This window comes from Dictyobacter halimunensis, assembly GCF_036245075.1.
In genome coordinates this window covers 1,409,730-1,433,171 of sequence record NZ_BSRI01000002.1, presented here as the reverse complement: position 1 = coordinate 1,433,171, position 23,442 = coordinate 1,409,730, and the positions used below count along the sequence as shown (strand labels likewise).

The following is a 23,442-nucleotide window of genomic DNA, read 5'->3' as shown; positions in this document are numbered from 1 at the left end:
GTGGGGAGGGAGGGGAAAGGAATTGGTGGGGCACTATATGCCCCAGCATGCTTGCCCCCACGCTCCCGGCAGGGAGGCCCCTGCACTCCTTAAGCTGACGCTAGTAGGGACACCTCCTCCACCTGAGGCCGGCACGAGGGTTCACACCTGCGGTGCTCAGGAGTCAGTTTTTGTGGTGGTGCAGCAGAGGTGCGCGAAGGCGCACCTCTGCTGCACCACCACAAAAAAACCAGTGCGGCCGCGCACGCGGACGCCTGTGCGGGGGCGCTCACGTGAGCTCCAATATGACCAGCGTCAGATTATGTTCAACTCAAATATGGAGAAATTATACAGGGGGCCGTTGGGGAATGTGGATCTTTCTTCTATGAGAAGAATCTCTCTATTGAAGCGCCGAGCGCTTGAATCGGCTGTCGCAATATCTGAGTATGACGCTGCTGTGAGCTTTTTTCGGCCGGAACACTCGTTGGATTCACTATTGTCGTAGTGACGATAAAAGGCCGCCAGTTCGGCTCTCCCTGCCGTAGAGTCTACTAAAAAGGAGTTGAAAATATACTATCTCGCCAGGAACAGTGTAGTTACTTTCTACATATACAAAGCTTGTTTGGATGCTTATCTGTATGCTATACTCTCTCCACAAGTGGTAATGTTACCAGATCTGTACGAAGAGCTACGATGCTCATCCATTCCATGTCGCGACGACATACTCCAAATGTTTTAAGCCTGAAACAACGTCCCTCTTGCACATACCCGAAACAGCGAAAATGATTTCGGCGGCCAACGACAGTTCGTCGAACTCTCCGGCTCCGGCGCAGGTGCCTCTTAGCATTGGCAAGATAGTCTTTAATTGGGAGAGCAATGCATGACGCACAAGCATGAAGCCATTGAATCTGCGTGTCAAATGTATCCGCTTTATGATAGCCGTTGGGAGCATGATGCCTGCGGCACGGGTTTCTTAGCGCACGTTTCCGGTGAGGCCAACCATTCCCTGGTACAGCAGGCCCTGGAAGCTCTGGCGCGATTGACCCATCGTGGTGCCCAGGATGCAGACGCAGAGGTATATGATGGCGCTGGCATTCTCACACAAATTCCTAGAGCATTGCTTCTTGAGGAACTGGAAAAACAGCACGTGACAGTCGCCAACCCGGCAGATCTGGGTGTCGGCATGGTTTTTCTCCCTCCCAAGGGCAGTGTCCATACGCAACAATGTCGCCAGATCATCGAGCAAGTTTTGCAGGATGCCGGTCTGGTCATTCTGGGTTGGCGTACTCCTCCAGTGAACTATAACGTTCTGGGAGCACGCGCCCGCGAGATTGCACCCGAGATCGCGCAGGTCCTGGTCGCTTGTCCCGCTGATTTTACTGTTGAGGCATATGGGAAAGCCCTCTATCATGCCCGGCGTTTGATCGAGAGAAAGCTTACTGAGGCCGATATTTCGGATTGTTACATCGCCTCACTTTCCAATACCGTTCTCGTTCACAAAGGCTTGCTGGCGCCCAATGACCTGGCCAACTTCTATCAAGACCTGGCCGATCCGCGCTTTACGAGTGCGCTGGCCGTCTTCCATCAGCGCTATAGCACCAATACATTTCCTGCCTGGCCGCTGGCCCAACCAATGCGCTTGCTGGCCCACAATGGTGAGATCAATACCATTCAGGGCAACCGCAACTGGATGCAGGCGCGCGAAGGTTCTATGACGTCGTCGTATTGGAACGAGCAGATACAGGACCTGTTGCCCGTGGTGCAGCCTGGGAACAGCGATTCAGCCCAGTTGGACAATGCGCTGGAGTTCCTGGCGGCCTCTGGTCGCGATCTGTTACAGAGTATGCAGATGCTGGTTCCACCCGCCTGGGAGCACGATCCAGAACTGGATGCCGCCCGGCGCGCGTGGTGCGATTACCATGCTGGTCTGATTGAGCCCTGGGATGGTCCGGCCGCGCTGGTCTTTACCGATGGTCGTACCGTTGGCGCGGCGCTGGATCGCAATGGTCTGCGTCCCGCTCGCTACGTGCTGACCGCGCAGGGCCTGCTGATCGTTGCGTCAGAGGTTGGTGTGGTCTCGGTTGAGCCGCAGGATGTTGTGGAGAAGGGTCGCCTCGGACCCGGCGAGATGATCGCCGTCGATCTGGAGCACCAGGTTTTCCTGCGCGATCTGGATATTAAAGAGGCGCTGGCCCAGCGCCAGCCCTATCAGGAGTGGCTGGAGAGCCATCGCGTGAGCCTGCCTCAGTCATCTCTGGAGGAGTTGCCAGATCCTGGTTATGCGCCAGAGATCAGCGATGTGTTCGTACGTCAGCAGATCTTCGGGTATACACATGAGGATGTCGAGATGGTGCTGCGCCCGATCCTGTCGGAGAATAAAGAGCCGACCTGGAGTATGGGTGATGATGCGCCGCTGGCGGTCCTGTCCAATCAGCAGCGTTCGTTTTCGGATTACTTCCGGCAGCGTTTCGCCCAGGTGACCAATCCTCCCATCGACCCGTTGCGTGAGCGCGTGGTGATGTCGCTGGATACCTACATCGGTCGCCGTGGCAGCCTGCTGACCGAGACGCCTGATCACGCGCACCTGGTCCATCTGAAATCGCCGATTTTGACCGAAGCGCAATTGGAGTCGTTGTGCCATATTGATGACGAGCATTTCCGCTCCCGCACCTTGTTGACGACCTTCGACATCACCGATGGCAGCGCGGGCGTTGAAAAGACGCTTGACCGCCTGGAGGCGGAGGCGATCGCGGCTATCAATGATGGCATTACCCTGATCGTCCTGAGCGATAGCGATGCCTCGCTGACGCGTCTACCAGTGCCGATGTTGATCGCCATTGGCGCGGTCCACCGGGCGCTGATCGACAAGGGACTGCGTTCGCGCGCCTCGTTGATCTGCCAGACCGGTAAGGTCTGTGACGTGCACCAGATCGCGCTGGTACTGGGCTATGGGGCTGAAGCCATTGTGCCCACTATGGCGCTGGAGAGCGTACGTGCTATGGCCGGCGATCGCCGCCTTGAGCATGTGACGCGCGAACTGGCCGTTGAGCGTTACATCCACGTTATTGAAGAGGGTCTATGCAAGATCATGGCGCGCATGGGCATCTCGACCCTGCGCAACATCATTGGCGCGGGACAATTTGAGGTGCTGGGTCTGGTGCCTGAGTTTGTTGAGCGCTGCTTCGCGGGTTCGACCTTCCATACCGGCAAGATCACCTATCAGCTGGTATCGGAGCAGTTGATCAAGCAGGCGGAAGAGCTGCAGCAGGCGCAGGCGTCGCCCGAGACCGCCAATCCCAAAAGCGTAAGCTGGCCGACCTGGGCCGCTATCGTTTCCGTCGCGATGCTGAATACCATGCCTTCAATCCCCTGATCGTGCGGGCGTTGCAGAAGGCCGCTCAATCGGGCACGAAGGAAGATTACCTGCAGTTCACCTCGCTGGTCTATCAGCGACCGGCGACTGTGCTGCGTGACCTGCTGAAGTTCGTACCCCGCGAGCCAATCCCATTGGATCAGGTTGAGTCGATGGAGTCGATCCGCTCCCGCTTCGTTATTTCAGCGATGTCGGTGGGCGCGCTCAGCCCTGAGACCCACCAGACGATCGCGGCGGCGATGAATAGCATCGGCGCACGCAACAATACTGGTGAGGGCGGTGAAGATCCCGAGTGGTATCACAAAACCATTGAGGGCTATCCCGTCAGCAGTAAGATCAAGCAGGTGGCGTCGGCACGCTTCGGCGTGACGCCGGAGTACCTGGTGCGGGCCGAGGAGCTGGAGATTAAGATGGCTCAGGGTTCCAAGCCGGGTGAGGGTGGTCAGTTGCCTCCCTTTAAGGTGACGCCGTTTATCGCCAAGCTGCGCCACACGGCGCCTGGTGTCCAGTTGATCTCGCCGCCACCCCATCATGACATCTATAGTATTGAAGATATCGCGCAGCTGATCTATGATCTGCACCAGATCAATCCAGGCGCCCGCGTCGGTGTGAAGCTGGTCTCCGCGGCCGGCGTCGGCACGATCGCGGCCGGTGTCGCCAAAGGCCATGCCAACTACGTCTTGATTAGCGGCCACGATGGCGGGACCGGTGCCTCACCGATCCAGTCGATCAAGCACGTGGGTATGCCGTGGGAGCGTGGTCTGGCCGAGGCCCAGCAGGTGCTGGTGAAGAACGGCCTGCGTAAGCGCGTGAAGCTGCGCGTCGATGGCGGTTTTAAGACTGGCCGCGACGTGATTATCGGCGCCCTGCTCGGTGCTGAAGAATTCGGCTTCGGCACTTCGGCCCTGGTCTCCCTGGGCTGCGATATGGCTCGCCAGTGTCACCTGAACACCTGTCCGGCCGGCATCGCGACCCAGCGCGAGGATCTGCGCGCCAAGTTTACCGGTCGTCCCCAGTTCCTGATCAACTACCTGACCCAGGTAGCGGAAGAGGTACGCGAGCTGCTGGCCGAGCTTGGCTTCTCGCGGCTGGAGGATGTTATCGGACGCGCTGACCTGCTGGAAGGTAAGGTTGAGTGTGATCTGGACGTGGCGCCACTGCTGACCTCTTTGCCGGTCATCTCTGATCCCAACGCCCAGACGACGGTACCACAATCCAAGGTGGCCGAGCAGCTGTTGATCGATGCCGAGCCAGCCCTGCGTGGCGAGCGCAGCATCATCACTCAGCATGAGATCAACAACTATGATCGCTCGATTGGCGTTGGCCTGGCGGGTGAGATCGCCCGGCGCTACGGCAACGAGGGGCTGCCTGGTATCAGCATTACCTGTAACTTTACCGGTTCGGCTGGTCAGAGCTTTGGCGCCTTCAACGTGTCCGGCATGCGCCTGATCCTGAGTGGTGACGCCAATGACTACGTCGGCAAGAGCATGGGTGGTGGACAGATCGTGATCGTGCCGCCAACCGACTCAACCTTTGCCTCGCAGGATAACATCATCCTTGGCAACACGGCCCTGTATGGTGCTACGGCTGGCTACCTCTTCGCGGCTGGTCGCGCCGGTGAACGCTTCGCGGTTCGCAATAGCGGTGCCGTCGCCGTGGTCGAGGGGGTCGGCGATCACGCCTGCGAATATATGACCGGCGGTATGGTTGTGGTCCTGGGTGAGACCGGACAGAACTTTGGCGCCGGCATGTCCGCCGGTGTCGCCTATGTGCTGGACCGTGAGGACCACTTTGTAGGTCGCTGCAACACAGAGATGGTTGGACTCAACCGTATCGAAGATAGCAGCGAGCTCGAAGCCCTGCGCAACGTCGTTGAGCTGCACGCACGCAAGACGCGCAGCAAATACGCCGAAGAGATCCTGGCCGACTGGGATCAACTCAGCGGCAAGTTCTGGCGCGTTCTGCCCGAGAACTCAACGCTCTCCGCGCGCGACTTCATCGGCGCCAGCGACTACGATGGTCTGTTGAGCGTCTCTCATTAATACAATTTACCATTTCTTGTGATCTTGAAGGGAAGAGCAACGCCGCTTTTCCCTTCTTTTATTAAGATAGGATGTGGTATAAACATGGCGCCAAAGCGCCATGTTTATACCACATCCTATCTTAATAAGATTGGGAGCGTCAGCGCCCCCAGGCTGGCTACGAGAGAACGTCCTCGCCGGAGACGAGGCCGGCCGCCCGCTTCCATGCAACCATCTCGCTACCACGCTCCTCCTCCTTGAAGCGGTAATCGTGCTTGCGGATCAACTCGCCCAGCTGGGCGTCCAATCTCTGTAGACAGGTAAGCTGGGCCTGGCGCAGGCGCTGGGGCCAGTTGCCGGGAACCTCTTTGGTGCGTAGCTCGCTGGCCAGCTTAAAGTGGTCCAGGCAGAGTCCGGTGGACTGTGAGAGAGCGGCCACAAATTCATCGTCGAGCAGCGCCTGGCGCAGGCTGTGGATGTAGCGCTCCTCGGCCTGCGCTTTCTGCTTGCAGGCGGGACAATTGGGTTTATTGGTGGCGTCTCCCTTATTCTCGAAGAGCCGGCGCAATAGTCCTCCGGATGGACCCGTGGAGGAGCCATTCTGCTGTAGCTGATCAATGGTGTCGGAGAGAATATCGCGATATGCCTGCGCGATGGGCAGGGTGGCACCCATGCGCGCCAGTTGCCAGGTATGGATATGGCAGAAGCCCTGCGTGTCGCGCAATTCTTGCCGAATTTCTACATCTGTAAAGAGTTCATACTTCCAGGAATCCAGGTAGCGATAGACACTCTCATGGACCAGGTTACAAAGGAGGCAACCTTCCCGGTCACAGGCGCTGAGCAACGCTTGATATTCTCGTGTTTTGACCATGTGTACAACCTTTTGATTAGTTATTCGTCTATGTACTAGAAGATACCTTGTTTTGCAAAAAATTGCCAGCTTACGTACCTATAACACAATTAGCGAATGAATACTTTTACTGATTATTATGCGTTGCTTGAGGTGCCGGTGGATGCAGAACCGAGCGTCATTAAGGCGGCCTTCAAGAAATTGGCGCTTCAATATCATCCCGATGTCTATGCTGGCTCGGATGCCAATGAGCGGATGAGCCAGCTGCTGCAGGCCTATCAGACGCTCAGCGATCCGCTTGAGCGTAAGCAGTATGACGCCCGGCGCTCCGAGCATCTGCTGGACGAGCGTGGTGGACGTGGCTATCAAGCTCCACCATCCAATGCTGCTGCTCATCCGGCGGCCACGGTACGTCCACGGGGCGGCAAGGCTGGGAGTGGCGATGTGACGCCCGGGGCCCGGCGCGATCGCCAGCGGCACTATGCGTTTCCTACCTTGACGTCGGGCAAACCTGCCCGCATCAACCTGGTTGACTTTGATTATACACTCGCGCCCGCTGATGCTGGTCGCCTGGCTCTGGATGGTATGCTGCGTGGCGTTGCCCCGAAAGCATCACAGGGACAATATTTCTGTCACCGCTGCCACCATCGCTGGCAGGGACAGAAGCAGCCCCGCTATTGTCCCAACTGCCACGCCCTGGACTGGCCCGAGTTTCTGCTGCTGCGTTGCGTCCACTGTAACGCCGTCTTTGAGAGCGAGCAGATCCGTTATGAGATTGGCTCGTATTCCTACGGCTCGGGCAGGCGTGATGAGCTGGGGGGACTTTGTCCACCCTATGAACTCTTTCCGCTTTGCCCTTATTGTGGCCGGGCTCGTTGGTCACCGGCGGAGGATCAGCGCGTCGCTGAGCTGCGCCACAAAGCCAATCAGAAGGCGCTGTTGATGCGCACGCTCTGGATTGGCGTGTGCCTGTTGCTGGTGCTGTTGGTGGCGCTGGTGGCGCTGGGCGGCCATCTGTAAATACGAACCCCTCCCGGCTGCCCGACTCATCTGAATGGGTGGCGTGCTATAATGCGCTTAGAATATATATTTATATCTCTTTCGCATGAGCAGGAGGGTGTCTATTTATGCCAGGCCAATCGACAATTCTACCGGGTGGTATCTATCCCCCCGTTCCCACGTTTTTTGATCCCGACCAGCATCTAGATCTTGTGACACAACAGCGCCATCTGCGCCGTCTGGCGGGCAGCGGTATCGCGGGCTATGTGGTGATGGGATCGAACGGCGAGGCGGTCCATCTGGATAGCGAGGAGCGCGCGCGGCTGCTGGCGGCGAGCTATGAGACGGCGGTCAGGGGCGCCGAGAAGCCACTCCCCATCATCGCGGGCTGCGGTGCGCAATCGACGCGCCAGACCATTGCTTACTGCGAGCAGGCGGCCCGCCATGGCGCATCCTTCGCTCTGGTTTTGCCGCCCTCATATTATCCGCGTCGCATGGATGATGCGGCTCTGGGTGCCCACTACCGGGCCGTGGCCGATGCCAGTCCGCTGCCGGTGCTAATCTATAACATGCCTTCCAGCGCTGCCGGGATCAATCTGAGCGTCGATCTGATCCTGGAACTGGCGCGGCATCCCAATATCACCGGCATCAAAGATAGCTCCAGCGATATCGTCAAGCTGTCGCAGCTGGTGGCGCGTGCCGAGCCGAATTTCCAGGTCTTCGCCGGCAGCGCGGATATTCTGTTGCCCGCGCTGGTGGGAGGCGCTATCGGGGCTGTAGCCGCCCTGGCCAATGTCTTTCCACGTACCGTGTGTCGGCTGCAGAGCCTGTTTGAGCAGGAGAAGATCGAGGAGGCCCGTATCCTGCAGGCGCGCCTGATCCCCGCCAATAGCGCCGTGACCTCTAAATACGGGGTGGCGGGACTGAAGGCGGCGCTTGAGCATTGTGTCGGCTATGGTGGCCTGCCCCGTCTTCCGCTGCAGCCGCTGACGCACCAGGAGCAGCGCGCCCTCCTGGCGGCGCTGTCCCCCCTGATCGCCAGAGAAAAAGAGCTCGAAGAAGGTCAGGGATTGCTCTGATATGAGGCAACGGTAAAGGTGAGTACCTGAGCCAGCTGGGCATCGCTACAATTGGCCCGGGTACACCAGTAGAGCTCGGCGGCGCCCGGCGCTGGCGCGTTATAGTATGTACTGAAGTAGCCACTGGAGTTCGCGGGATCGTGCGCGAACATATCGGCGTCCTTTATATGCTTCCCGCTATACCACTTGACCTCAATATAGCCCCGTTTGGTTTTGGTCTGGATATCGAAACTAATATATATTTTCTGCCCCACCGCGAAGTTCTTGCCTGGATTCACGGGATTATAATTGGCGTCAATACCGCTCGAGGTCTGGGCGTGCAAGATGATCGAGGCCGCCTGCTCTACACTGGTTGTTCCCGATGGTCCCTGGACCGACGTGAAAGAAGACGAACCTTGCTGCGGATTGCCGCTATATCTTTGGTAGGCAAATACACCAATGGCGCCCACTACGACCGCGCACAGGATAAAGATGGTTAGCCAGACTCCAATGCGCGCTTGACTTTTACTTTGGTTCGTCGTTGCGGGTCGCGAAGCCATGTCTGGCTGGCGTGGTGGTTGCCAGAGCGACGCAGGTGCCAGCGGCTGCGGCGTGTTGGGAAGCGCCGCCATAGGTATCCCTGGCGCGCCAGCGGCTTGCTGCATAGTATTCGGCATCGCCGCCAGCGGCTGCGGCGGCAATGGTGTTGAGGGTGGCTGCGGCGGCAATGGTGTTGAGAGTGGCTGCGCGGCGATGCCACCATTCTGGAAGCCCGAGAGGGATGACTGTGGCGATCGCTGTGCTTGTGACCCTGAGTTGGTGCCCGAAATACCTGAGAGGGACAACCGGGGTGCAAATTGGGGGCCCGGTCCTTGTAAGCCAGACAGCGAGGATGGCCGTGACGAAGACTTACCGCCCAGCAGGCCTGAGTGAGAAGGCGGTCCAGCTGGAGACTGACTATTTGCGGCCGGTGACGTGGGCAAAGAAAAAGCCTGCCCTGGTTTCTTGAACAGGGCCGATGGCGGTGACTGCGCGGGAGCAGGAGGCTGGCCGTTCTGAAGCATAGGCATGGCGTTCGGAGGGTTGCCGGTGGTGTTCGCAGCCGGTCTTCCTTGCATGTTGTTAGTGATCACGGCATTTCCACAGGATGGGCAGTCGGTGAGTGATGATTGTAATACGGCGCCACAGAACTGACAATGCGTCATGAATGGTTCCTTCCTGCAAATGAAACTAGACTGTTATACATATCTGCTGCGTTTGTATGCGCACTTCCGTTGTGAAATTGATGCATAAATAATTTTTTTGATGTTTTACAGATGAAAGAGACAGAATGGACCACAAGAGCTCGACTGCATATTCTCTATTGGATTTCGTTTGTTGAGCATATTATATGAGTAATTGGATGTGCTTGCAAGAGGCGTGCCGAGGTTGCCGTGACCCCCAGGTGGGTTGCGCCCACGAGGGGCGCACCGACGGATTTGTCTTTGCGTGTGTGATGGATTAAGCTGTGATGGTAAATGGCAGGTGTTGAACGAGCACTTTATCGGTACAGGCGGTTGAGCTGGCCCAATAAATATCTACAAAGCCAGGGCCGGTGGTGCCCGGTTTGTAATAGAAATAGGCGCTGGTCTGCGCTAGATAGGTGGCCCCACCAGGATTTGCCGGGCTGGCATAGGGGTAGGCACGATCATTGACGGACCAGCTGAGGCAGATGGCGCCGTTGTAGGCGGGCTGGTGAACGACCATCGTTACATATACCAGTTGACCCAGGCGGAAGGTTTGCGTCGGCTGCAGCGGCTGTCCGTTTTGTGTGTTGACCCCGTTGGTCAGGCTGGCGTTATCCACGTAGAGATTGCCCGACGCTGGCATGGTTGGGGTCGCGAACGACGTGGTTGGCGTCGCCTGTGGCTGTACCACGGCTGGTTGTGTAGCGGCGGGTTGTGTAGCGGCCGGCTGGGTCTGGGTCGCAGAGGTTTGAGGTGTGCTGGTAGGAGGTGTCGTAGCAGGTTGTGTAGCGGCCGGCTGATTCATGGATTGCTGAGGTGCTGCATTGCTAGAAGCAGTGTTCTGTGTCAATTGTAGACTTTGCGCCATGATGAAAACAAAGACCATAATAAGGAAACCTGCCATCAGACACATGCCCGCAACCGTAAAGCCTAGCTTTATGCGCGGCTGACGGGGTGGGGTAGACTGTCGCTGTATCGGTGGCGGGGCCGGCATAGGCATACGCGGCACCTGTGGAGTAGTCCGCCTGGTTGGTGTTGGCGTTGACGGCACATACATATTCTGCCGCGCACCGGTATTCACGGGTAGAGGCCCATTTGTCAGGGGAGGCGGATAAGGCTGAGATGCAGGGGAAAACTGACCAGCTTGCCCTGGGGCGTGTGGCACATCAACTGGCCGCTCCTGTGGGAACGTCACGGGGGCGAACATACCCCAGCCGGCTGGCGCGTTCTGATTAGCGCTAGCGCTATCGGGTGTAAATGAATTGGACGGCGAAGGGGCTGGATCGTGAGTCAGCCTGATCTTGCCCGATGGACGTATTCCCCCGTTCGCAACCGTTGCTCCACAGCGTGGACAACTGGTACGCGATGGAGAGAGCGGCATGCCGCATTGTGAGCATCTCATGTTCTAACAAACCTCTTTATCAAACAACTACCCTGCTGTAGACATTACTTATAATGACGAAGCAGGTATAGGGGTGGTAAACAAAAAAGTGCGAATAGGAGATTAGTCATATAGTTATGCGGTTTCCCCGGGGATCAGCGTTTAGTGAACATATACTCTGTATCTTGACACTGACTCATAGCACAACTAAAATACGATACATGGACCAAGTGTAATGGTCAAGTATCCCCACGCCTGAAGGCGGAGGTTTGTAAATAGGGGTGACTTCTGCCCAGCTATTGCAGGCCCGGACTTGACCAGCCCCAGCCAGGACCTTCTTCGGAAGGCCATCGGGCTACGTTCGGAAGGAATGCATAGGTACCCTGGAATGCATTGCCAGTTCCAAGCTCTACGGAATGCGGTTAAACAGCCAGATGGGGTTCGAGGCGGTGCCGTATTCAAGAAACCCTTTCGAACATCGGCGAGGCACACATTACCCGGGAAACCGGTGCGGGTTTGGCCGTTCCCACCAAAAACGGCTCCCCGCAAGGGGCGATATAAAAAGGTGACACGAGAAAGAGGAGCGCAGGAAAGGAGTGCGTGATGCCCCTCCCCATGGGTGAACCGAGGGGACCCGCATCACGTGAATTGTTAGATGGTAGATGACGCGCTACTTTAGTGTGGCATGAAGCAGATTAGGAAAAGCAACGTGATATCAGGTGACGGTGTAGAGCAAGGATTACATACCCACATAACTCGCCTGCAGGCATGTCTCCAGCGTGTTTCTGGCGATAGTCATGGCCCCGAGGAGGGAAGTGATGCATGGCTTCTTCTCAATGCTCTGATAGGGGATGAGGCTGTTAATAACGAAAGTCTGGCAGCTCGTTTTGAGCGATCCGGTCGCTGGCTGGCGGAACAGGGTGGCAAGCTAGACGGGCGCCTCAACGGTCTCCATCAATATATTGATGCGCTCTTAAATGAACTGAAAGAGGTCTTTTCGGAGCAGCCCGGCATGCTGGCTGCGGCCACAGCCCGCCTGTCGCAGCTGCAATCGATCAGTGTCATGTCGCTGGCGCGTGGATATCAGAGCGTTACCGATCAGTATAAGGTTGAAAGCGTCCACACCACCCAGCAGCTTGAGCAACGTCTGACGGCCCTGCAGCGCATCAATGGCGTGAGCAATTCGGCCATGGACCTGGACCAGACGCTCGAGATTACCGCTCAGGAAGTCGCGGCTGAACTACACGTTGAACTCTGCTCCATCTTTTTCTATGATGAACTGCAACGCGTGCTGACCCTGCGCGCCACCAATGGTCCGCGTCCCCTGGGAGGGATGCATTTCACCCTGCGCCTGGGCGAAGGCTATAGCGGCTGGGTGGCCGACAAGGGGCGTCCCCTGTTTATGCCCGATGCCCTCTCGGATAACAATTTCGCCTCGGAAGCGCGTTCCTACCATACCGATCTGCACGGCCTGATGGCGTTACCGATTATCTTCTTCGGCAACGCGGAGCGCCTGATCGGCGTGATCAGCGTACAATCGATCGAGCCTCGCGAGTTTACCCGCGACGAGATCAGCTTTGTCGAGGTGGTGGCCGGCATCGTGGCCATCAATATCGAAAACGGACGGCTCTATGAGCAGACCGATGAGCAGCTGCGCCGCAAGGTGCATGAGCTGGCGACGATCCACCGCGTTTCGTCGATTATCGCTTCGACCCTGAACCTTGACGAGGTGCTGCAGATCATCACCACCCAGGCCGTTCACCTCTCGGGGGCGGAGCGCTCCTGCATCTTCGAGCTTGACGAGGATCGGCAGAAGCTGCATGTGTTGGCCCACTATGGCCTGAATACCAACCTGGCCTCCAGCATCCAGATTGGCGTGGGACAGTGCTGCGCCGGTCGCTCAGTCCAGACCGGACGGCCAAGCATGGCGGTTGACTGCTTCCAGGCGGATGAGAGCTGTTTTATCCGTAGCGATCCCTTTGTCTCATCGGAGATCCACTCGGTGCTCTGCGTTCCCCTCAAGGTCAAGCAGAAGGTGCTGGGCTGTATCTGTATCTATAGCAATCATCGCCACCTGCTGAGTCCTGAACAGATGCAGTTGGTGATTACCTTCGCCAATGAAGCCGCCATCGCCATCGAGAATGCTCGATTGTACGAGGAGGCGCGCCGGGGCCTGGAGCTCAAGTCGGTCTTGCTGCGTGAACTGCATCACCGCGTCAAGAACAACCTGGCGACCGTGGGCGGTATCCTTTCGCTGCAGCGGCGGCGCACCAAGTCGCCCGAGATCCGGGCCACGCTGGCGGAAAGCGTCAACCGCGTGCAGGGCCTGGCTTCAACCCATGATCTGCTGGCCCACGAGGATGTCAGCGAGGCGCGCGTCGACGAGATCGCGCGCAAGATCGTTGGTGTCGCCCACGCCAACCTGTGCCCGCCCGAGAAGCGCATTACCTTCCAGGTCGAGCCCAGCCCGATCGTTATCCCCTCGCGGGCCGTGACCGTGCTGGCTCTGGTCATCAACGAAATGATCTCTAACTCGATCAAGCACGGTATGGCGAATAAAAATGAAGGTTCCATCATCATTCGTGGCCTGGAAGAGGATGGCATGGTTACCGTCCAAGTGCTGGACGACGGCGTCGGACCAGCCTTTGAGCTCTCCTTTGACGAAAACGCCGAGGGCAGTTCCGAAGGACTGGGCCTCTCGCTTATCAAGCATCTGATCGGCGATCTCGATGGAAAATTTTCCTTGCGCCGTGGCATGGTCACGCTGTCAAACCGTAACGCGCAAGAAAATAACGAACCGGTTGAGCGCACCATTTCAGAAGTTCGCTTTCCCCTGGTAAGGCGCAGTCGTACCTCGTAGCGTGGTTCAGATCTGCCACACCGCGACACCCTCTGTGCTGGCGTATGAACGTCCCCAAAGGAGGGGATCAACATATCAGCAGGGAGAGATGCGCCTACCATACGTGTATGCCCGCCGCGTCGAGTGACGCGATACAGTGATGTTTATCAATGTTGGTTTCTATTTAGCAGGCTGGTGGATAGTAGAGGTAAACTAGTATGTATGAGGCACCACAGAAGAATCGGATTCTTATCGTTGAAGATGAACAGGCTATCCAGCAGGTTCTGGGCTTCTTTTTACGGCACCATGGTTTTGAGGTCGCGGTCGCCTCAAATGGCCAGGAGGCCATACGCACCATTCCAGAATTTCAGCCCCACCTGATCATCCTCGACCTGGTCATGCAGCCGGGGTCGGGGTGGGATGTGTTGCACTGGCTCCGCAATAACCATCTGCTGCCCGGTATCCCCGTGCTGGTCGTCAGTGCCCTGGTCCATTTGACGGATCAGATGCAGGGTTTTGAAGAGGGCGCGATTGAATACCTCACCAAGCCTACGCAGCCCAGCGTGATTGTTGAGCGCGTCAGAGCCCTGTTATCCTTATCGGCCGAACAAAGGGCTATGCTGCACCACAAACGGATGGATGAGCAACGCAGAACCCTTGACCGCCTGACCTCTATGCAGCCGGATGAGTTCGTCTATTGACGCACCGGGAGTGTCCGGCTGTATTTTATTTCGGCTGGGCCGACGATGTTAGATGGCCAGTGGTTGTCCACAGCGCGTGCAGAAGCGGTTGCCGACCGGATTACGCTCGCCGCAGACGGTGCATTGATTGAGCAGATAGCCGCAGCGCGTACAGTAGCGCATCTGAGGCTTGTTTAAGTGCTGACAATTAAAGCACGTGAAGAGTACATTCTGCTGGCGACTATCGACCATCGTCGGTGTGTGTGGCGGGGGCGGTTGGGCGATCGGGGGCTGAGATGGCAGGAGATGCTGCGGCATAAAGTTGCCTCCACCCATCGGTGCCTGTCCAAACATGCCGCCGATAGCTGACTGGGACGGATTGTTGATCTGCACGAGCGCCTGATTGAGGGCGTCACCCATCTCGCGCGCCGTCTGATAGCGCTGAGCAGGATTTTTGGCCAGGGCCTTCAACATAATGTGTTCTATAGCCGGTGGGATCAGTGGATTGAGCGCGCGTGGATGCGGTGGCTGCTCATAGATATGGCTATGGGCCAGCGCCGGATAGTTATCCGCCACGAACGGTGTACGCCCGGTCTCCGCCTCATAGAGCATGACGCCCAGCGCATAAATATCGGCTCGCCCATCCACGGGCCCGCCCTGGCATTGCTCTGGTGACATATATTCCGGCGTACCTACACCGGCGCCGGGACGGGTAAGGTTCATCTGCGTACTGGCCAGCACCTTGGCGATACCGAAATCCGATAGGATTGGGCGCCCCGAGCGATCCATCAGCACATTGACCGGTTTGATGTCGCGATGGATGACCCCCTGACCATGGGCGTACGTCAGAGCGTCGGACAACTGCACAAAAATAGAGATCAACTCAGCCGTATCGATCGCTCGCTTCTCCAATAAAAATCTATCGAAGCGCTGTTTTAAGGTTCCCCCATCGACAAGCTGCATTACAATATACAAATGACCATATTGCTCGTTCGCATCGTGAACGGTCACAATATTCGGATGCGTGAGCGACGCGACCAACCTGGCCTCCAGATTGAAGCGCTCAACGAAACTACGGTCAGCCGCATACCACGGTGGCAGGACCTTGATCGCCACATCGCGGCCCAGGTTCTCCTGGTGGGCCTTATATACCCGAGCCATTCCCCCTTGTCCCAGAGCCTCCAGGATACGGTAATTGCCGAGCGTTGTTCCAATCAGATCGTCTTGCTGCATCATGTCATAGGGCCACGCTGATGGCTGCTGCTTGGTTCCATCCGGGCAGTACACCTGCGTGGCCCCTTTCCCTCTCTAAATGGCGTTAGTGTATGAGCGTAGTATAGACATTGACATCGGTCAGAAGCGTTTCCGCTTATTTCTTGGCGAACACGAGAACGGTCTGCCCAAGCTGGATGCGGTCCCCTTCCTGCAATGGGTACGTCTGGAATTTGTTGACGAGCTGCCCATTGACCTTGGTGCCGTTGGCGCTGCCTTCGTCCTTTAAAGCATAACTACCATTGCCCATATTGACAAGTGAGGCATGCAGGCGCGACACGGCCAGATCTTCCAGGAAGATATCGCTTTCACGGCTACGGCCCATGCTCAATGACTCCTTGCGAATCTCATAGATGCGGCCAGGCTCTTTCCCCTCTTCTACGCGCACAAAGCCGACGCCACCGCCCATTTGCGGATTGACACCCATCTGGGGACCCTGTGAGCGCAGCACCGTCTTCTCGTTATCGGCGCCGCCGCCACCATACATGGCGTTGGGATCCTGACCGAAGCCGCCCTGGTTGGGCTGCTGCCACGGTGGGACCGAAGAAGGATTCGAGAATGGCGCGGAAGGTGGCTTGGGATTGGGCGTAGGCGTGCCCCATGGATCGGCCTGCTGCTGTGGCTGCTGCGGTTGCTGTGGTTGCTGCGGCTGATTCCAGCCCGCGTTTGGATTTCCGCCATAGGCGGTCTGCGCCTGCTGTGAGGCCGCGTTGGCCGCCGGGGCCCCCCACTGCTGGCCTGAGCCACTTTGTCCCTGCTGGCCGGCTCCCCATGGATCCTGAGCGGGAGCGGAGGCACCCTGTGCGTTCCAGGGAGCTTGATTGCCCTGATTGCCCTGATTGCCCCAGCCGGGCTGTGAAGGGCTTGATGTACCCCACGGCTGGTTAGCAGCTGGTTGCGCCGGATTATTGGATGCACCCCATGGATTCTGCTCGGGCTGAGCCGGGGTTGCGCCCCATGGATTGGCCCCCTGCGCCGGTGATTGCGGCTGTGGCTGCTGCGCGTTGCCCCATGAGGGCTGTGAAGGACTGGGTGCGCCCCATGGATTCTGCTCGGGTTGAGCCGGGGATGCGCCCCATGGATTGGCATTGGCTTGCTGCTGCTGTTGCTGTTGAGCAGGCGCGCCGGAGGCGCCTCCCCAGCTATTCTGCTGGGCGCCGGCACCGGATGTGCCCCATGGATTCTGCCCCTGGGCCCCCTGCTGATTCCAGGCGGACGACCCCTGCTGCTGATTCTGATTCCAGGCGCCCGGTTGAGCCTGGCGCTGCCAATCGCTGGTCCCGCCGGAGCCGATTGGCGCTTTCGGCGTTTTGCCTTTGTTGCTGCGCCACAAGAATACGCCACCAAGGGCCAGAATAACAGCAACGGCGATGATGGCTCCGATGAGAACAGGCATTGGAATAAGGCTGCCCAGGGCAGCAAAGATAGTCAAATATGGCTCTCTCATAACAGTTCACCCCTCTAAGCGTAGGGGCAGCGAGAACACTCGCCATTTGTAGCCCGGCTGATCTCCTCAGCCTGACCAGACTACAGACGAGACACGCCACCCGATCTGGATCGGGCACCATCCCAGGTACCCCTACAACTGCGACTCAGTGCTATTCACACCACGGCGAGCGCAATGTTGCGTATTAGCGAATGAGTAAGAATATCGAATAATTAGCCTCTAATTAGCGCAATTCAAAACGTACCTCGACGCTCCCAAAGCGTAGAATGTCACCATCTTTAAGGGTACGTTCCTCGTGTGGTGTCAAGGTCACTCCGTTTAAACGAGTCTTATTCAGGGCATTGAGGTCTTCGACGGTATAGACCCCTTGCTGGTTGCGCAGGTAGGCGTGACGACGCCCTACTGTTTTATCCGCCAGATTGATCTCTGGATAGATACCCAGGGTAGGGTCCTGACGACCAACGACCATTTTATCCCCCTTTAATGGAATGCTCTGCCCACTGGATATTACGACGACGCGTGCCTCCCTTGCTGGAGGCGCGGGTGTCTTTTTGTTGTCACCCGCGCTCACCGGCCTGGGTGGTGGCAATTGCTGGGTGAGTCGCTCAAGGGCGGCATTAAATTCCTGAGGGGTCGCAAAGCGCTCATCCGGCGATTTCGCCAGGGCCCGCTGCATAAATGCATCCATCTCCAGCGGCAGATCGGGGCGCAGGCGGCAGATCGACGGCACCTTTTCGTTGATATGTTTGATTACGATATCTACGGCGGTATCCCCCTCGTAAGGTGGACGCCCCGTCAACATCTCGAAGAGCACAGTCGCCACCGAATAAAGATCGGAGCGGGTATCTGCTAAACGCCCACTTTCGGCCTGTTCAGGCGAAATATAGTAGGCAGTGCCCATAAATACATTCGACTGCGTCAGTGTAACAGTGTCCCGGCCACGGGCCAGGCCGAAGTCGGTTATCTTTACAATGTCCTTGCTATTAATAAGTATATTCTGTGGCTTTATATCTCGATGCACTACACCCTGTTTATACGCCGTGTCCAGGCCCTCGGTAATCTGGCGCGCATAGTTAATGGCGCGTATCGGCTCCATGGGACCCTGATTAATCATGTAGTACTTCAGGCTTTGACCGTCGATATAATCCATCACGATATAGTGCATGTTGTTATCGTTTCCATAGTCAAAGATCTGTACAATGTGAGAATCGTTCAGATTTAAGAGAATGTGTGCCTCTCTCTGGAAACGCGCTAGCAGTTCGCCGTCTCCCGAGAGCTCTAGATGCATGACCTTGAGCGCGTAGATCCGGTTGTCTCCGAGGTCGCGTACGACATAGACGGTGGCAAAACTGCCCCGACCGCGTTCATCGATTAGTTTGTAGCGACCTTTGATGACACGACCTATCATGTCACCATTCATGGCGTGAACTCCTCTAATAATAGGCTACTGTTAGCGGCTACATTATACACCATCCATTCACTTGTGTCATGATGCTTGCCGTGATGGCTGGTAGATTCCCCTTCGTGACCAATGTCTGACCTTACACGCCTTTGAACATTTCACTGATACTCTCCCGATTGTGAATGCGTTTAATGGCCTCACCAAAGAGTGGCGCTACAGAGACGACCTCGATTTTCGCGGTAAACTGGACCGGGTGATTCTCGACGGTGTCGGTAATAAAGAGACGTTTGATGGGACTGTTTTCGATCTGCTCAATGGCTCGGCCCGTCAGGACGCCATGGGTGACGGCGGCGTAGACTTCACGCGCGCCCTGTTCTAGCAAGAGGTTGGCGACGCTGACCAGGGTGCCGCCGGAGGTGGTGAAGTCGTCGACCACGACGGCGGTCTTGTCTCGTACATCGCCGATGACCTCCATCACGACCGCCTTTTCGTCGTGGGCCAGTCGCTCTTTGTAGGCGATGGCGATTGGCGTTCCCAGGTGCGAGGCATAGCGCCGGGCCTGTTTGGCGAAGCCTACATCGGGCGAGACGATGATCGGGTCGGGCAGGTTCATGGCCTTGATGCGATTGCAGAGCACAGGCAGGGCGTAGAGATTATCCACTGGACGATGGAAGAAGCCCTGAATCTGGGGTGCGTGCAGGTCCATCGTGACCACGCGATCGGCCCCGGCTACCTCGATGGCGTCCGCGCAGACGCGACCACGAATAGAGACGCGTGGCTCATCTTTTTTGTCACCTTTACCATAGCTAAAATAAGGAATAATGACCGTGACCGAGTCGGCCCCCGCCCGTTTGAAGGCATCGATCCAGAACAGCAACTCCATGAACGTATCGTTGGTCGGAAAGATGGTGGACTGCACCAGGTAGACGCGCCGTCCGCGCACATTCTCCAGGACGCGTACAAAGGTGTTGCCATCAGAGAAGTGCAGGGTCTCGTTCTTGCCCTGTGGAAGATGTAAATATTCACAGATGCGAGCCGTCAGCCGTGGACTCCCGCTGCCTGCAAAGATCAACATCGGGTCGTCATTCATAACTCAGTTTCCCTTGCTTGAACCCCTGGGAGTACATCCGTAGAGATGCAGGGCTCCACATTCTCTAACGGATGGGCTCTCAAGGAAGTGACATAGCGGTACCTCTATGTCAGAGTGCTTCATGGCTACTCTTCGTAGCGTCCACCCAGATGCTGGGCCAGGAACTTTTCGGCGGCCGCGTAGAATTTGAGACGATTTTCGGGTTTGGCGAAGCCATGACCTTCATCAGGGAAGAGCATATACTCGTAGTTGATGCCCTTGCTCTTCATCGCCTCCACGATCTGCTCGGCCTCGGACTGTTTGACGCGTGGATCGTTGGCACCCTGGGCGATCAGCAGCGGGATCTTGATGTTGTCGACCGCGAACAGCGGCGAGCGCGACTTCAAGAACTCCTCCTCGGTATCGACGTTGCCCACGCGCTGCTGGAACGTGGCCAGGGCCGTTGACCAATAGGGAGGGATGGTGCGGATCAGGGTGATCAGGCTGCTGGGACCCACGATATCGACGGCGCAGGCGAACAGGTCCGGAGTGAAGGTCGCCCCGACCAGCGCGGCGTAGCCACCATAAGAGCCACCATAGATGGCGACCTTTTTCGGATCGGCGATGCCCTGCTTGACCGCCCACTCGACGCCATCGACCAGGTCGTAATGCATCTTGCGGCCCCATTCTCTATCTCCGGCGTTCAGATGGTCCTTACCGTAGCCGGTTGAGCCGCGATAATTGATCTGCAGGCAGGCGTAGCCACGGTTGGCCAGCCACTGCGCCTCGGGATTAAGACCCCAGCTATCGCGCGCCCAGGGTCCACCATGGACGTTGACGATCAGCGGCAGGTTGCTCTGTTGCACCCCAACTGGCAGAGTCAGGTAGCCATGAATGGTCAGGCCGTCGCGCGCCTGGTAGGTCACCGGCTGCATGTTTGCCAGCGTATACTCGGCGAGATCAGGCATATTGACGAATAGGAAGTCCGCGCTCTGATCCTTGCGGTGGTAAGCATAGTAGGGAACCGGACCATTATCGGCGATGAAGGCCACGATCCAGGTCTCATCGGCGTTATCGCGGCTGACGATCGAGAAGTCCCCCTGGTGGATCTCATGGATGCGATCGAAGTCGAGCCGGATCGTTTCATCCAGCACCTGCCACTCGACGCGGTCCTTGTTAAAGGCTACGGCCTGGATCTCATAGGTATCCGGGTTGACCATTACATCGCCGACATCGTACTGTGGATCTTCGGCGATCACGCTCTGCTCGTTGTTGGCCAGGTTCAATTTGACCAGGCGGCCCGCGTTGGACTGGCGCGAATCCTGCAGATAGATCGACTCGCCGTCCTGACTGAAGAACAGGCCCCCGCTGGTCAGCGCGTCATCGGAGTCCCAGCCCAGGATGTGCTGCCACTCGTCCTGCTCGCTTTTGCGCGTCAGCAGATCCATGCCGCCATCGGGCCGGGCGGCCATGGCGCCGCGCACCTTGAACTGTGTATCCACGATCCAACCCGCCACATTGCCGGGATTCTGCGCCACCAGCGTCAGCTCGCCGCTGGAGAGATCCAGGTGATAGACATCGTGAACCTGGGGATTCTCTTTATTCATCGCGATCAGCATCTCATTGGGGAAGTGCTTATCCTGATCGACGATCTGTACCTGCACATCTTCAAATGGCGTCAGGTCGCGTGTCTCGCGCGTCTCCAGGTTGGTCGCGTACAGGCGCCAGTTCTCATTGCCGCCCATATCCTGAACGTAGAGAATATGTTTATTATCGAAGGCCCAGAAATAAAACCGGATCCCGCGCTCCGTATCATTGGTGACCGGATGAGACTCCTCGCTGCCGACCTCGCCGACCCACACGTTGAGCACATCGTTCACGGGGGCCAAGTACGCCAGCCGCGTCCCGTCGGGCGAGATGCGAGGACTGGCCTTGACCGGATTTCCAAACAATATACGGCGTGGGATTAACTCGGTCCTGTTTGAAACTGTCATACAAATTCCTCTCTTTTCTTTATGATAGCGAAGCAATCTATGCCCGCTGAAACATGCTACATGCTACATTCTGTTACTTCTACGTATGGCCATGGGGGAAAGTTGAGATCGAACGCTAAAACGACCCCGGCAGCGCGTATATGTATACGCGCTGCCGGGGCGGTGTCGTCAGAGAGTGTTGCGTCTGTTGATGAATTAGACCGAGAAGTCCCAGTTTGCCATGTCGTTACTTGTGATATCGGGCGTGAACTGCAGAGTGAAATTGTGTTGCGCGCTGGGCACCTCGTAGACGATAGAGCCGGCCAGAGCAGGAGCTGGATACTCACCTGTCGATGCACCGCTTCTTCCAGCCAGGAGGCAGGGGGAATCGGAATAGAGTCTGGGGCAGCAGATAGGGTTGGTGGATAGGATGGCTCTTGGTAGGGTGGTCTGATGTGAGGTAGAGGACATAATTCTGAGAAAAATATACAGTGCTGGCAACAAGAAAGAGAGGCGCGATGACCTCTCTTTCCTGGTTCTTGTTTTAATGAAAGCCAGCAGCCGATGGGTTGATCAGAGCCAGCAGGGCAAACAGTATGCTGAATACCAGAGGCAGAGCACCGCAAACAATGAAGAGCGTCAGAAGGCAGCCATAGCCACCAGGTTGTACCCCAGTCATGCGCTTTGTCGCCTGTGCTTTTTGCAGGTAGATGATGTTGACAATACAGCCAGGGAGCCAGAGCAGGCAGTACAGCACTAGGGTCAGTATTGCAGGTTTGGTGTAGTTCCTGGTCACCATGGATTGTGGTGTATTCATAGGAAGTCCTTCCTTTTACTTCTGGTACCCGGTCGTTGTGTCCGTAATATAGTTTACTGCCACAGTTGCTTCTTGAACGGTCCCGCCAAAGGCATTTTGTCCGGTGGCAACGCCACCACCTATTCCCCACACTTCAATCGTGTCGTTTTCGTTGAGTTTGCTCAGATCGGTCCCGTCCGGGAAGGCGATCTGAACGAACGTGCCAGGGTTGTTGGGGTCATCTACGTTGGCACCCGCCGTATTTCCCTGGTCGTCTTTCACAAATTTTACCAGGGTACAGGTAAAATGATATAACTTGCCAAAACCCTGATTGCCATCTTTGTCGATGTTGGCAATAGTCGTATCGCTATAGGTCTGCTTGTCATTGGCCTCAACTTGGGCCGGTGATATGGTTGGGACCGGTTTGGGGGTAGGGGTTGGCTTGGGCGTTGGTGTTGGTTTCGGCGTTGGTGTTGGTTTCGGAGTAGGGGATGGTGTGTCAGCAGGTTTGGCAGTTGGGGTGGTCTCGATGGTTGGCGTGGCCGCTGTCGCTGTTTGTTGGGATGAAGAAGAAGCTCCCTGGACCGCAACAGAACACAGGGAACAAAACATCAGAAGGACAAAGAGCGATCCACACCCAACACCCAGCTTGGTAATATTGCGCTGTCGCTTATACCACCCCCAGGTCTTGCCCAGCGAATTGGCTTTGGGTACCGAAGTACCTGGAAGGGTACTGTTTTGGGTTGTTGGCGCCCCATAGGGGTTTGGATAGGGTTGCTGCTGGTATCCTTGAGGTGGAAACCCGGGCTGTTGCGATGGGTAGCCGGGTTGCGATGGCTGATTGGGCGAGAAAGGCTGATTAGGCTGATTGTATTGATTAGATGAAAAAGGATAATTGGGCTGCTCAGAATGATTAGGGTTATTTTGCATGTTAAAGGCTCCAGATTTAGATTTGGAAATATTGCATATATTAAATGTATCTATATGATACTTTAAACTCCGCAATAATGCAAGTGTTTTAGCATGAATATTAAAGAAATCTAATAATAAACGTGTTGAAAAAATTTGACAATAATA

17 protein-coding genes are annotated in these 23,442 nt (G+C 56.7%); 6 read left to right on the top strand and 11 right to left on the bottom strand.

Annotated features, from left to right (window positions below):
- Positions 1-859 precede the first annotated feature (859 nt).
- The gene (locus AABA21_RS19965; protein WP_338253207.1) at positions 860-3,352 is read left to right on the top strand and encodes a glutamate synthase central domain-containing protein; all 2,493 of its coding nucleotides are present in this window, start codon (positions 860-862) and stop codon (positions 3,350-3,352) included.
- 11 nt (positions 3,353-3,363) lie between these two features.
- Positions 3,364-5,394: a glutamate synthase-related protein gene (locus AABA21_RS19960; protein ID WP_338253206.1), complete on the top strand. Its 2,031-nt coding sequence runs from the start codon at positions 3,364-3,366 to the stop codon at positions 5,392-5,394.
- 157 nt (positions 5,395-5,551) lie between these two features.
- Here the strand turns inward: AABA21_RS19960 and AABA21_RS19955 are convergent, their stop codons facing one another.
- Positions 5,552-6,244 carry a DUF6062 family protein gene (locus tag AABA21_RS19955; RefSeq protein WP_338253205.1) on the bottom strand — a complete coding sequence of 231 codons (693 nt, stop codon included), beginning with the start codon at positions 6,242-6,244 and terminating at the stop codon, positions 5,552-5,554.
- Positions 6,245-6,340: 96 nt separating this feature from the next.
- Between AABA21_RS19955 and AABA21_RS19950 the strand changes: the two genes are divergently transcribed.
- Both AABA21_RS19950 and AABA21_RS19945 read left to right on the top strand, forming a co-directional pair.
- Positions 6,341-7,243: a J domain-containing protein gene (locus tag AABA21_RS19950; RefSeq protein ID WP_338253204.1), complete on the top strand. Its 903-nt coding sequence runs from the start codon at positions 6,341-6,343 to the stop codon at positions 7,241-7,243.
- A 107-nt stretch (positions 7,244-7,350) separates the two neighbouring features.
- Positions 7,351-8,301 carry a dihydrodipicolinate synthase family protein gene (locus AABA21_RS19945; protein WP_338253203.1) on the top strand — a complete coding sequence of 317 codons (951 nt, stop codon included), beginning with the start codon at positions 7,351-7,353 and terminating at the stop codon, positions 8,299-8,301.
- On the opposite strand, the gene AABA21_RS19940 is transcribed toward AABA21_RS19945, so the two are convergent.
- Positions 8,286-9,485, bottom strand: a complete 1,200-nt coding sequence (locus AABA21_RS19940; RefSeq protein WP_338253202.1) for a hypothetical protein — start codon at positions 9,483-9,485, stop codon at positions 8,286-8,288. The genes AABA21_RS19945 and AABA21_RS19940 overlap by 16 nt on opposite strands.
- Before the next feature lie 295 nt (positions 9,486-9,780).
- Positions 9,781-10,908: a hypothetical protein gene (locus AABA21_RS19935; protein ID WP_338253201.1), complete on the bottom strand. Its 1,128-nt coding sequence runs from the start codon at positions 10,906-10,908 to the stop codon at positions 9,781-9,783.
- A 688-nt stretch (positions 10,909-11,596) separates the two neighbouring features.
- On the opposite strand from AABA21_RS19935, the gene AABA21_RS19930 reads away from it, so the two are divergent.
- The gene (locus AABA21_RS19930) at positions 11,597-13,747 is read left to right on the top strand and encodes a GAF domain-containing protein (protein WP_338253200.1); all 2,151 of its coding nucleotides are present in this window, start codon (positions 11,597-11,599) and stop codon (positions 13,745-13,747) included.
- Positions 13,748-13,944: 197 nt separating this feature from the next.
- Positions 13,945-14,427, top strand: a complete 483-nt coding sequence (locus AABA21_RS19925) for a response regulator transcription factor (RefSeq protein ID WP_338253199.1) — start codon at positions 13,945-13,947, stop codon at positions 14,425-14,427.
- A 48-nt stretch (positions 14,428-14,475) separates the two neighbouring features.
- On the opposite strand, the gene AABA21_RS19920 is transcribed toward AABA21_RS19925, so the two are convergent.
- The 8 genes from AABA21_RS19920 to AABA21_RS19885 form a co-directional block, all read right to left on the bottom strand.
- A complete protein-coding gene (locus AABA21_RS19920) occupies positions 14,476-15,693 on the bottom strand; it encodes a protein kinase domain-containing protein (protein WP_338253198.1) in 1,218 nt (405 codons plus the stop codon).
- A gap of 82 nt (positions 15,694-15,775) precedes the next feature.
- A complete protein-coding gene (locus tag AABA21_RS19915; protein WP_338253197.1) occupies positions 15,776-17,125 on the bottom strand; it encodes an FHA domain-containing protein in 1,350 nt (449 codons plus the stop codon).
- A 223-nt stretch (positions 17,126-17,348) separates the two neighbouring features.
- Entirely contained in the window at positions 17,349-18,545 is a 1,197-nt protein-coding gene (locus AABA21_RS19910; protein ID WP_338253196.1) for a protein kinase domain-containing protein, read from the bottom strand.
- Between the two features lie 121 nt (positions 18,546-18,666).
- Positions 18,667-19,617, bottom strand: a complete 951-nt coding sequence (locus tag AABA21_RS19905; protein ID WP_338253195.1) for a ribose-phosphate diphosphokinase — start codon at positions 19,615-19,617, stop codon at positions 18,667-18,669.
- Positions 19,618-19,742: 125 nt separating this feature from the next.
- Positions 19,743-21,590: a S9 family peptidase gene (locus AABA21_RS19900; protein ID WP_338253194.1), complete on the bottom strand. Its 1,848-nt coding sequence runs from the start codon at positions 21,588-21,590 to the stop codon at positions 19,743-19,745.
- Positions 21,591-21,785: 195 nt separating this feature from the next.
- Positions 21,786-22,040, bottom strand: a complete 255-nt coding sequence (locus tag AABA21_RS19895) for a hypothetical protein (protein WP_338253193.1) — start codon at positions 22,038-22,040, stop codon at positions 21,786-21,788.
- A 73-nt stretch (positions 22,041-22,113) separates the two neighbouring features.
- Positions 22,114-22,386 (bottom strand): hypothetical protein, encoded by a 273-nt coding sequence (locus AABA21_RS19890; RefSeq protein ID WP_338253192.1) that lies wholly within the window; start codon positions 22,384-22,386, stop codon positions 22,114-22,116.
- Positions 22,387-22,401: 15 nt separating this feature from the next.
- Positions 22,402-23,295 (bottom strand): hypothetical protein, encoded by an 894-nt coding sequence (locus AABA21_RS19885; RefSeq protein ID WP_338253191.1) that lies wholly within the window; start codon positions 23,293-23,295, stop codon positions 22,402-22,404.
- Positions 23,296-23,442 lie beyond the last annotated feature (147 nt).

Coding starts and splice junctions, on each gene's coding strand:
- AABA21_RS19915 (WP_338253197.1), bottom strand. CDS start 17,125: ATGAGAGAGCCATATTTGACTATCTTTGCTGCCCTGGGCAGCCTTATT.
- AABA21_RS19940 (WP_338253202.1), bottom strand. CDS start 9,485: ATGACGCATTGTCAGTTCTGTGGCGCCGTATTACAATCATCACTCACC.
- AABA21_RS19895 (WP_338253193.1), bottom strand. CDS start 22,040: ATGTCCTCTACCTCACATCAGACCACCCTACCAAGAGCCATCCTATCC.
- AABA21_RS19965 (WP_338253207.1), top strand. CDS start 860: ATGACGCACAAGCATGAAGCCATTGAATCTGCGTGTCAAATGTATCCG.
- AABA21_RS19885 (WP_338253191.1), bottom strand. CDS start 23,295: ATGCAAAATAACCCTAATCATTCTGAGCAGCCCAATTATCCTTTTTCA.
- AABA21_RS19945 (WP_338253203.1), top strand. CDS start 7,351: ATGCCAGGCCAATCGACAATTCTACCGGGTGGTATCTATCCCCCCGTT.
- AABA21_RS19935 (WP_338253201.1), bottom strand. CDS start 10,908: ATGAGATGCTCACAATGCGGCATGCCGCTCTCTCCATCGCGTACCAGT.
- AABA21_RS19925 (WP_338253199.1), top strand. CDS start 13,945: ATGTATGAGGCACCACAGAAGAATCGGATTCTTATCGTTGAAGATGAA.
- AABA21_RS19900 (WP_338253194.1), bottom strand. CDS start 21,590: ATGACAGTTTCAAACAGGACCGAGTTAATCCCACGCCGTATATTGTTT.
- AABA21_RS19910 (WP_338253196.1), bottom strand. CDS start 18,545: ATGAATGGTGACATGATAGGTCGTGTCATCAAAGGTCGCTACAAACTA.
- AABA21_RS19950 (WP_338253204.1), top strand. CDS start 6,341: ATGAATACTTTTACTGATTATTATGCGTTGCTTGAGGTGCCGGTGGAT.
- AABA21_RS19905 (WP_338253195.1), bottom strand. CDS start 19,617: ATGAATGACGACCCGATGTTGATCTTTGCAGGCAGCGGGAGTCCACGG.
- AABA21_RS19890 (WP_338253192.1), bottom strand. CDS start 22,386: ATGAATACACCACAATCCATGGTGACCAGGAACTACACCAAACCTGCA.
- AABA21_RS19955 (WP_338253205.1), bottom strand. CDS start 6,244: ATGGTCAAAACACGAGAATATCAAGCGTTGCTCAGCGCCTGTGACCGG.